Source organism: Dialister sp., assembly GCF_036343215.1.
Taxonomy (GTDB): Bacteria; Bacillota; Negativicutes; order Veillonellales; family Dialisteraceae; genus Dialister.
On the sequence record NZ_JAZASU010000061.1, the window covers coordinates 1 to 10,102 of the forward strand.

Annotated in this window: 9 protein-coding genes; 7 read left to right on the top strand and 2 right to left on the bottom strand. The window is 49.8% G+C overall.

The features are described 5' to 3' along the window. The 4 genes from VZT47_RS07705 to VZT47_RS07720 form a co-directional block, all read left to right on the top strand. Nucleotides 1-1,930: YadA-like family protein (locus VZT47_RS07705; RefSeq protein WP_330224391.1), on the top strand; the 1,930-nt coding region annotated here is incomplete at its 5' end. An 841-nt stretch (nucleotides 1,931-2,771) separates the two neighbouring features. Continuing rightward, on the top strand, nucleotides 2,772-3,923 hold the full coding sequence (locus VZT47_RS07710) for a M20 family metallopeptidase (protein WP_330224392.1): 1,152 nt from the start codon (nucleotides 2,772-2,774) through the stop codon (nucleotides 3,921-3,923). Nucleotides 3,924-3,957: 34 nt separating this feature from the next. Beyond that, a complete protein-coding gene (locus VZT47_RS07715) occupies nucleotides 3,958-4,440 on the top strand; it encodes a nucleoside recognition domain-containing protein (protein WP_330224393.1) in 483 nt (160 codons plus the stop codon). 9 nt (nucleotides 4,441-4,449) lie between these two features. Beyond that, nucleotides 4,450-5,166 carry a nucleoside recognition domain-containing protein gene (locus VZT47_RS07720; protein WP_330224394.1) on the top strand — a complete coding sequence of 239 codons (717 nt, stop codon included), beginning with the start codon at nucleotides 4,450-4,452 and terminating at the stop codon, nucleotides 5,164-5,166. Nucleotides 5,167-5,552: 386 nt separating this feature from the next. Here VZT47_RS07720 and VZT47_RS07725 read toward each other — a convergent pair whose 3' ends face one another. Together VZT47_RS07725 and VZT47_RS07730 are read right to left on the bottom strand one after the other, a co-directional pair. Further along, complete coding sequence (locus VZT47_RS07725; protein ID WP_330224395.1) at nucleotides 5,553-7,016, bottom strand: carboxylesterase/lipase family protein; 1,464 nt, start codon at nucleotides 7,014-7,016, stop codon at nucleotides 5,553-5,555. Between the two features lie 134 nt (nucleotides 7,017-7,150). Then, nucleotides 7,151-8,011, bottom strand: a complete 861-nt coding sequence (locus tag VZT47_RS07730) for a LysR family transcriptional regulator (protein ID WP_330224396.1) — start codon at nucleotides 8,009-8,011, stop codon at nucleotides 7,151-7,153. Between the two features lie 405 nt (nucleotides 8,012-8,416). On the opposite strand from VZT47_RS07730, the gene VZT47_RS07735 reads away from it, so the two are divergent. The 3 genes from VZT47_RS07735 to VZT47_RS07745 all read left to right on the top strand — a co-directional run bounded on the left by VZT47_RS07735 (nucleotide 8,417) and on the right by VZT47_RS07745 (nucleotide 9,703). Further along, the gene (locus VZT47_RS07735) at nucleotides 8,417-9,331 is read left to right on the top strand and encodes a DMT family transporter (RefSeq protein WP_330224397.1); all 915 of its coding nucleotides are present in this window, start codon (nucleotides 8,417-8,419) and stop codon (nucleotides 9,329-9,331) included. Between the two features lie 55 nt (nucleotides 9,332-9,386). After that, on the top strand, nucleotides 9,387-9,518 hold the full coding sequence (locus VZT47_RS07740) for a hypothetical protein (RefSeq protein WP_330224398.1): 132 nt from the start codon (nucleotides 9,387-9,389) through the stop codon (nucleotides 9,516-9,518). Between the two features lie 62 nt (nucleotides 9,519-9,580). Further along, on the top strand, nucleotides 9,581-9,703 hold the full coding sequence (locus VZT47_RS07745) for a hypothetical protein (RefSeq protein ID WP_330224399.1): 123 nt from the start codon (nucleotides 9,581-9,583) through the stop codon (nucleotides 9,701-9,703). The last annotated feature ends 399 nt before the right edge of the window (nucleotides 9,704-10,102 follow it).

Consider the following 10,102-nt stretch of genomic DNA (forward strand, 5'->3'; position numbering starts at 1 on the left):
CAATGTGAAAACGGATGGAAAAGTAGCATCTGGTGATACGAAGACTGTTTCCGGTGATACTGTCTACAATGCAATTGATGCAGCAAAGACGGAAATCAATACGAATACCAATGCAGCCCTTGACGGAAAGGCCAATGTAGACGCATCCAACGTAACCGGAGACAATATTGGCAAATGGCAGAATGTTCTTGGAAATGGTATTGTATCTCCCGGAAATACCGGCCTCGTAACTGGCGGAACGGTTTATACCGAAGTTCGTCCGGGCAAAGATGGAAACTATATCAAGATTTCGAATACTACCGGTCAGAATCTGACGGCACTTGATGAAAAGGTGAAATCCAATGCCGATTCCATTGGCGCGAATACTGAAAATATCACGAAACTCACCAATCTTGAAAATATCACAGACAACGGCAAGACGGTTATCAAGAATCTGGCTAAAGGCTCTGTAAATGTAGTCGGAGGCACAAATTCCGAAGTCGTGAAATCGAATGTGAATGGGGTAGATACTTATACCGTCAATGTGAAAACGGATGGAAAAGTAGCATCTGGTGATACGAAGACTGTTTCCGGTGATACTGTCTACAATGCAATTGATGCAGCAAAGACGGAAATTACGAATACCACCAATGAAGCCCTGGACAACAAAGCCAATGTAGATGCATCCAACGTAACTGGAGACAATATCGGCAAGTGGCAGACCGCTCTTGGAAATGGCACAGTAACTCCCGGAAATACCGGCCTCGTAACTGGCGGAACGGTTTATACCGAAGTTCGTCCTGCTGATGGTACTTATGTGAAGACAGACCAGACCACGGGACAAAACCTCAATGCCCTGGATAATCAGGTCAAGACCAATGCGGATGATATCGGAACAAACAAGACCGATATTTCCAATCTGAAGAACCTTTCCAACATTACCAATGAAGGCCAGAAGGTCATCAAGAATCTGGCCAAAGGTTCCATCAAAGTTATCGATGGCCAGCATACGACGGTAACGAAAGGCTCTGAAGGCGATATTGATACCTATGCAGTCAATGTAACTGTTGACGGAGAAGTTGCAAAAGACAATTCCGGAATCGTAAACGGCGGTACGGTGTATAATGCATTGAAAGATGTAAGCGCTAAACATACCACTGTGGAAGCGGGAGACAATATTTCCGTCACGAAAGATACGAATAACAGCGGGGGCGCAAACTACAGAGTCTCCCTGGCAAAGGATATTTCCGTAGAAACGGCTGTCATTTCCACATCCCTTACGGTTGGCGGAAATACGGTCATTTCCGGAGGCAGCGTAAAAGTGGGATCCGATGTGACTGTCAATGACAAAGGACTTTCTATCAAAAATGGTCCTTCCGTCACGAAAGAGGGAATCGATGCCGGTGGAAAGACCATTACCCATGTAGGTCCCGGACGGGAAGCGGATGATGCTGTCAATGTAGGACAGATCAATGCATTTGCCGAAGCCGTAGCGGATAATATGAATCAGCTCGACAGACGGATCAATCGGGCAGGTGCAGGGGCATCCGCCCTGGCAGCCCTCCATCCGCTGGACTTTGACCCCGATGATAAATGGAATATCGCTGTGGGCTATGGCAATTATAAGAATGCCAATGCCACGGCGCTGGGACTCTTTGTGAAACCCAATGAGAATACCCTCTTCAGCGTGGGCGGTGCTTTCGGCGGCGGAGAAAATATGGTCAATGCCGGTGTCAGCATCCGTCTCGGTCAGGGAAGCGGCTTGCCTTCGGGCAAAGCGGCCATGGCCAGTGAAATCCGCACTCTTCGCGGGACGGTGACCGACCTGAACAGCAAGATTCAGGAACTGGAGGAAAAAGACCGCTCCCGGGATGAACAGATGAAGAAACAGAGTGAACAGATCGAAGAACTCCTGAAGCAGATGGCAGCCCTCAAAGCCGCTCAGAAATAAAGCCGGGGACCGTCAGGAAATCCGTCTCTTTCATGGGGCCTGTGGGGAGCTGATTGTGTGCATATGGCAGGGGTGCAAAAATAGACCTTTCTGCCTGAAAAAACTTCGGGCTTACCGGTTCATGGCTCCGGTGCCCGCCTTTCCATGGGAGACGGGCGCTTCCTGCACGGGTCACTGAAACAAAAAAACCGCCTGTCACTTTGTGACAGACGGTTTTTGAACACGAAAACAAGTCCTCCTCTAAATGTGGAATGGAGAATATCCGTGAGCCCAGAATTCCGGGACTTGACTTATCAATCGGCAGCAGAAATCGTTACGTCAACGTATGCTTCTCGTGAGGAACAGCATGTTGCCGGGGTGGCTGGTTGTTCGTTTTCCCATTTCCTTTTGAGGGGGAGGACTTGTTTTGTTTTTTACGACTTTGGAAATATGAATTCCTCGAGGATGGAAAGCTTAAAGGGCACGTGGACTTTGATCCCGATCCGCATTAAATTTTTGAGCGCTCAGCGAATCGCAGGGGACCTCGGCCCGAGGCCTCGCTCTTTTTGCTTTCACCGGTATAGTAGCAAAAAACACGATTTGTATCATTAGAATTTTATTAAACTTTTGGAAGCCCCGGATTTTCCGCGGGAAGGGAGGATTTTTATTCCTGTTTCCATAAAATAAAAAATTTTTCCTGTCCGTTTTCCTGCTTTTTATCAGATTTTTGACCTGGTCCGGTTTTCCTGTTTCTCTGAAATGAAGGGAAAATTAATTTTCCCCCTTTTCAATTATTTCCAAAAGTAATATAATACACGCAACTCATTCTAAAATTGTAATAGAGCAGTATAGGAGGCAGAAAATGGCAGATTTGAAAGAATTATTTGCAAAAGTCGACGGACAGCACGAGGAAATGATCGCGCTCTGGAAGAAGCTGGTCAATCGGGACTGCGGTTCGGATAACAAGGCAGGCGTAGACAGCGTAGGACAGGACATTAAGGAAATCCTTGAGGGGCTGGGCTTTGCGGTCCGTTTCCATGAATATGAAAAAGCCGGCAATATGCTGGTGGCTGATTATGGCGATTTCTCCAAACCTTTCATCGTCATTACCGGTCATATGGATACGGTTTTCAAGGACGGACAGGCGGCAGAAAGACCTTTCACCATCAGAGACGGCAAGGCTTACGGCCCGGGGGTTCTCGATATGAAGGGCGGAATTACCGTAGCCCTGACGGCGCTGAAACTTTTGAAGGAAATCGGCTATGACCGGTATGCGATCCGTGTCATTCTGGCAGGGGATGAAGAAGTGGGTCATGGAAATTCCAATGCCGCTGAAGATTATATGAAAGAAGCCAAAGGGGCCATCATGGGTTTCAATATGGAAACGGGCTACCTGGATAATGGCATCGTGGTAGAAAGAAAGGGCTGCCGCCGTTACAGAGTGGAAATCGACGGGGTAGGCGCTCATGCAGGAAATAATCCGCAGGATGGCCGTTCTGCTGTAGAAGAACTGGCTCACAAAATCATCGATATCCAGGCTTTGACCGATTATGAAGAAGGAACGACCCTGAACTGTGGCGTCATCGGCGGGGGTACCGTAGCCAATGCGGTTCCGGAACATGCATGGTGTATCGTGGATGTCCGTTTCCGTACCATGAAAGGTCTCAATCGTGTCGATCAGGCTTTCAAGGAAATTGAAAAGAAACAGTATGTAGCCGATACAAAAACAACCATTTTCCCGACCATTACGATTGCTGCCATGGAACGGACTCCGGAATCGGTAGCTCTCTGCGAAAGAGCCAATGAACTGGCCGTGAAGGCAGGTCTTTCCCCGATTCATCCGAAATTTGTGGGCGGCGGTTCCGATTCTGCCTACCTGGTCCTGGCAGGCGTCCCGACTCTCTGTGCTCTGGGCCTCCGGGGTGAATTCAACCATACCGTCCGTGAATATGCGGTGGTGGATTCCCTCTTCGAACGGACCAAACTTTTCATCACTCTCCTTCTGGGGCTGTAATTTTTGAGATATTTCTACGGTTAGGAGAATTTTTATGGCAGAACCTGCAAAGAAACCCACTTCTGCGCCGGCCCTTTTCATGCTGGGCGCCAAAAAGGGATTTTATATCACCATCGAACTGATTGCGCCGGCTATGGTTATGGCTTATGCGCTCATTGCATTTTTGAAAATTTCCGGCATTATGCCGATTATCGGTCAGGTTTTAGGTCCGGTCATGGCCATTTTCGGTCTGCCCGGAGAAGCTTCCGTCGTTTTACTGGCCGCATTTTTTGCAAAAGCTGCAGGGGCAGCCACAGCAGCATCCATGTATATGCAGGGATCCCTGACTGCTGCCCAGGCTACCATTCTTTTCCCTGCCTGCATTACTATGGGAACTCTCATCGGACATTTTGCCCGGGTCGTCCTGGTCTGCAAAGTCCGTACCCTGTATTATCCGGTACTTTTAATCACCCCGATTATTGATGCCGTCATCGTTATGTTTATTACAAGAGCAGTGCTGCTTTTCATGGGCTTCTGAGGAGGAAATATGAGCGAAGAAAAGAAAACTCAGAATCCGGAAGTCAAAGAAATCAAAGAACCGGAAACAAAGACAAATACGGAATACAAAGTCACCTGGAAAGGGTGGGTGGCCCTGGTATTCCTGGTCATCTGCTTCTCCGGCGTTTTTGCCAATTCCGATACGCCCCTCAAGGCTCTTGACCTGATGAGTCTGGTCGGTAAATTCGGTCACGCCGAAGGCGCGAAAATCGCCATGCAGGGGACCGGCGGATTTGGCGCCAGAGAAGGTTTCGTATTTTCCCTGACCCTGGCTCCGGTGGTCATGATTGCCATGGGACTTCTCGAAGTTTGTGAAAGCTGGGGCGCTTTGAATGCGGCAGCCAGAATTTTCCAGCCCATCCTTCATTTCATTATGGGTGTGCCCGGGGTGGTAGGACTTGCTTTCGTATCCAGCTTCAGTTCTTCCGACGTAGGGGCCATTATGACCCAGAATCTGTATAAAGAAGGCCGGATCACCGATGATGAACGGACCATTTTTGCGGCTTACCAGTACGCAGGAAGCGGCACGGTCAATAATACCGTTGCCGCCGGGGCGGCACTTTTGCCGATTTCCCTCCTTCCCGCAGGAATCGTCATCCTTCTCATCCTTCTCGTCAAAATCATCGGCGCCAATTTCGTCCGTTTCTACCTGAAGGCTTATCATAAGAAACATCCGGAATCGCTGAATGACGTGCCCGCTGAATGATGGGAAACCGGATGTAAATATAGTTCGTAAAACTGCTGAGTAAAAGTTATCAGTTCTCAGTTATCAGTTCGCAGTTGTGGTGCGGCGCTAAACATGGAAAGCGCCGCATTTTTTATGCTGTTTTCCACTCTCCGAGGTTAAAAAAACCGCTTCCCCTTCGGAGGCGGGTTCTCTTTTACCGATTACTATGAACTGATAATTTCCTCCATATGGTTTGCGGCTGCTGATTTTAAAATTCGTCACTACTTCATGTAGAATGTATTCTTGCTGTTAAAATCAATATAAAAATGGCCCGCCATCCAAAGATGCGGGCCCACATTCACTGATAACTGCGAACTGCTAACTGATAACTTTTTCCCTATGGTCGACAGTCACGGATTTTAAAATCAGCTGTCCGTTTCATCCAGCTCAAAAATCCCGAAGGGCATGGCGGGATCGGTTTCTATCTCCGGTGCCTTTTCCACGCGGCAGATTTCGTTAAAGGTCATCTGCTTTGGCTGCTTTCCCTCGAAGAGCGGCCATTCGGGGAGGCCTTCGGCCTCCGGTTTTCCCTTTTTGATGAAGGAAATAAAAGCGGTCCTCATTTTCCTTGTGAGCTCTTTCTGCGCCTCTGAATGGTCGATATCCGGGAGGAGGCCCGGAATGCCCATGAGGAACTGGGTTTCTGAACCGTGGCAGGCTTTGTAGGACTGACGGTCCCAGTCCAGACGGTAAAGATACACTTTCTGCCCGCCTTCTGCCGCCGCTTTTGCCATGCGGAGGGCCGGGGCGTGGTAAATGTATTCCGTGAAAAAGTGGATGAAGTTCTTATGGTCATTTTCATCCTTGGGAATCTTTTCGTAATCGGAAAGCACGATGGCTGCCCGGGTGCCGAAGAGTTTTTCCGCCAGTTTTTCATCGAGTCCCTTCGTGCCGTAAACATGCCAGTACAGTTCCATTTCATCCCGGTTCGTACCGAGGAGGAGGGAAATATCCCGGGCCTTTCCTTCTTCCAGCAGGGAAAGGGCGTCGTTTCCTTCAAAATTGATGCCGTCAAAGACGGGGCCCACGGTATGCAGATTGAGACCTGCAAAAATGGCCTTTTGCGCTTCGAGGATTTTTTCCCATTTCATGGTGAGAAGCGCACCGGCATTTTCCTTTGTGAGTCCTGCACTTTTCAGGAATTCTTCCGCCACCTTTCCTGCCGTATGACGGCTTCGGATGCACTGGACCCCGCCCGACATGCAGACTGCTTTCTGAAAGAGGCCTTTTGCCTTTTTCATGAGGGTCAGTGTGGAGCAGATTTTCGAACCGGCACTCTGGCCCATGATGGTCACGTTTGACGGGTCGCCGCCAAAGGAGGAAATATTTTCCTGCACCCATTTCAGGGCACAGAGGATGTCCAGAAGTCCGTCATTTCCGCTTTCCCTGTATTTTTCGCCCAGGAAGGACATATCCATGAAGCCGAGAGCCCCCAGGCGGTAATTGACGGAAACCACCACGATTCCTTCTTTCACGAAAGCTTTTGGATCCATGCACATGGTGCCGGAGCCTTTCTGGAAAGCACCGCCGTGAATCCAGAAAAGGACAGGATGATTTCCACCGGTTTCCGGCGTGTACACATTGAGGAAAAGGCAGTCCTCATCCAGGGTTTCCTCTTCGGAAAGGGAAGAAAGGCCCTTCACGTAGAGCTGGGGCGAAGCATGGCCGAGATGGATGGCCTTTCGGACGCCTTCCCGGGGCGGGAGACTTTCCGGCGGAAGGAAACGGCGGGGACCGATGGGCGGTTTGGCATAGGGAATACCCTGAAAAGAATGGAAACCGTCTTTATCAAGACCTTCCAGTTTTCCGCAGGGAGCAGAAAGAATCATGAGAATCTCTCCTTTGTCAGTTTTTCGTGATTGGTGGATAGCAGGGCCGTCAGCCATCAGCTATACGGTTAGCTGTTAAGCGGCATCCGCCGGTGGACCGGTTTGTCATATACGGAGCGGAAAGATGGCCATTTCTATTTCCGCATCACTTTCACCACATAATCGATGAACCGGGACAGGGCGGGGGACATACGGTCCGGGACGGCAATGCCCAGTTCCAGATACTGAGGCGGATCGAGAGGGACTTTGGCCACCCGTCCGGGCCAGAAGGCGGAAGTGAGGGCATTATTCAGACTGATGCCGAGGCCTGCTTCTACCATTTTATAACAGGTGTAATCATCGGTGGTGGAAAATTTGACGTGAAGTTTCAATTTTTCCTTTTCAAAAAGCCACTCCGAGTCCGTGCCCTTGCCGGGAAGTTCGTTGATGAAATTTTCCTTCTCCAGCTGCCGGATGGGGAACGATTCTGCCTTCGCCAGGGGGTGATTTTCCGGGAGCCAGACGAGAAGTTCATCCTTAAAGAGGGGAATCCAGGGGCCTTCGTAAGTCTGGCGGCTGATGATGGCACAGTCCAGCTCATGGGCCGAAAGCTTTCTGCGGAGCTCCTTATTTCCTTCTTCCACCAGATGGATGGAAATGCCCGGGTATTTTTCCTGAAAGGAAGAAATGATGGCCGGCATGAAATGGTAGGCCACGCTGAAATAGGACCCTACGGAAAGTTCCCCGGTTTCCAGTCCCCGGATGGAATCCGACAGGTCCCGGTACTGCTTCTCCCAGTGCATCATTTCACGAAGGACGGGCAGAAGCTTTTCCCCTTCCTTCGTGAGGGCGACGCCTTTGGAATTTCTCGTGAGCAGGGGAAACCCGGTCTCCTGCTCCAGACTTTTGATGGCCCGCACCACGCCGGAAGGAGTATAGCCCAGCGAATCTGCCGCTTTCGTCATGCTGCCCCGGGAAATCGTTTCCAGAAGAATCCTGCATTTTTCCGTGTCCATAAAACCTCCATGACTTTTCGTCATCACCTTCGAATCGCGATTGCGCTTTTGTCAATATATTATCATAGTTGAAGGAAAGCCGGATAAAAAAATAAGGCGGGAAAGCTGAATGAAAGTTAATAGTTATCAGTTATCAGTTCGCAGATTATAAGTGAAGGAAGCTTTCGAATATACAGCCGGTTTTTAAATCAGGAAACAGGATTCATAAAAATTTTCCTTTCACTGAGAACTGCGAACCAAGAACTGATAACTTATTTCGAAATCGGGAAATCCGGATTCCAGGCACTATGAGGCTCCATCCTGCATTGCACTTTTGTCACGGGAATGATGAGAATCCGTCTATTCCGTCATAATGATTTCTGCGTTACCATAGCCATAACAAATCTGAAAGAAAGGGGCAGAAAAATGGGAACCAGACAGGCAGAAATCTTATTATTCGCAGCCATTGCGGCAAGGAGCGCATCTTACTTATTTTCCAAAATCAGTATGGATGCCATGCCGCCCATGGAACTCCTGGGCATCCGTTTCCTCCTGGCCGCCCTGGTCCTGGGAATCCTCTTTTACAGGAGAATCCTCCGTACCGCGAAAGAAGCTCTGAAACCGGGAATTCTCGCCGGAATCGTCATGGTACTGGGCGTGGCCTGTGAACTTGCCGGACTTTCCCTCATCGATTCTTCCACCGTGGCTTTTCTGGAAAATACGGCCGTCCTCTGGGTCCTCCTGATTTCCTCCCTCTGCAGATGGAAACTCCCGGGAATGAAAGCGATTTCCGCCATGATTCTGGTCCTCGCCGGTATTTCCTTCCTCACCATGAAAGGCAGCGGCCTTTCCTTTTCGGCAGGAGAAATCATCAGCCTCGGATCCTCCCTCTTTTATGCCCTCTGGATCCTTCTCCTGGGAAAATATGCGGACAAAACCGACCCTGTTTCCCTTGGCTTCCTCCAGATGCTGACCATGGGTATCCTGGGCCTTGGCGCTTCCCTTTTCCTCGAAAAACAGGCCCTTCCCGAAGAACCATCCGTATGGGCAGCCATTCTGGGCCTGGCCCTTCTCTGCTCCGTATTCAGCGTCACCGCCCAGTCGGAAGCCCAGAAATGGGTCTCCTCCGAAAAAGCAGGCTTCTTCTCCGCCGCCAGCCCCATGCTGGCCTCCCTCCTGGGCTGGATTTTCCTTGGCGAATCCATGACATCCCTCCAGATCCTGGGAGCCGGCTTCATTACCGCCAGCCTCCTCCTCCTCCAGCTGAAAGGCTTTGGAAATATGAAATTCCTCCTTCCCTACTTCCGCACCCATGGGAAATACAGACTGTCCGCAGAATGAAATGGAAATAGAAGCCCCGGCTCCGGCAGGGGCATTATGATGGCAGGATCACTCCGTGACAAAGACCATGAAAGACAAGCAGGGGCATTGCAGGGAAACCCTGCAATGCCCCTGCTTTGCGGGAGAAAAACTGAAAATTCCTGAAATGCACAATTCCCGTCCCCGGGGAATGTACCATTTTCTATAAAGACTTCCAAAGCGGCAGCGAAGAATGACCCGAAACCGGAACCATCACCGGAGGAATGAAATATGGAAGGCAGGAAAGGGACTGTGGAAATCAAAAGACCGATTCCCGCCTGCGGATTCTCCGGAATGAGAAAATCCGGCTGTCCACAAAAGCATTTCCGCTGCGAACTGATTACTGAGTACTAAAAAATAAAAGCCGCCTGTCACGAATGTGACAGACGGCTTTTATATGAAGTTATCAGTTAGCATAAATATGCCCGTTCTGTTGAAATAACCATATAATCGGGCCCGCTTCCAATTTTGTCGCGGGCCTCCTTCACTGAGAACTGCAAACTGATTACTGGTTTACGCTTATATGGAAATCCGGCGGTTCGTAAGATCAGGAGACCGAGAACTATAACGCAAAAAAGCCGCCCACTACGAATCGTAGTGAGCGGCTTTTGAGCACGAAAACAAGTCCTCCTGGAAATGAAGGACTGGAAGATAGAGCCGGGTTCCCAGAATTCCGGGACATACTGATCAATCGGCAGCAGAAATCGTAATGGGCGTATGCTTCTCGTGAGACATAGTAAGGTGCCGGGGTGG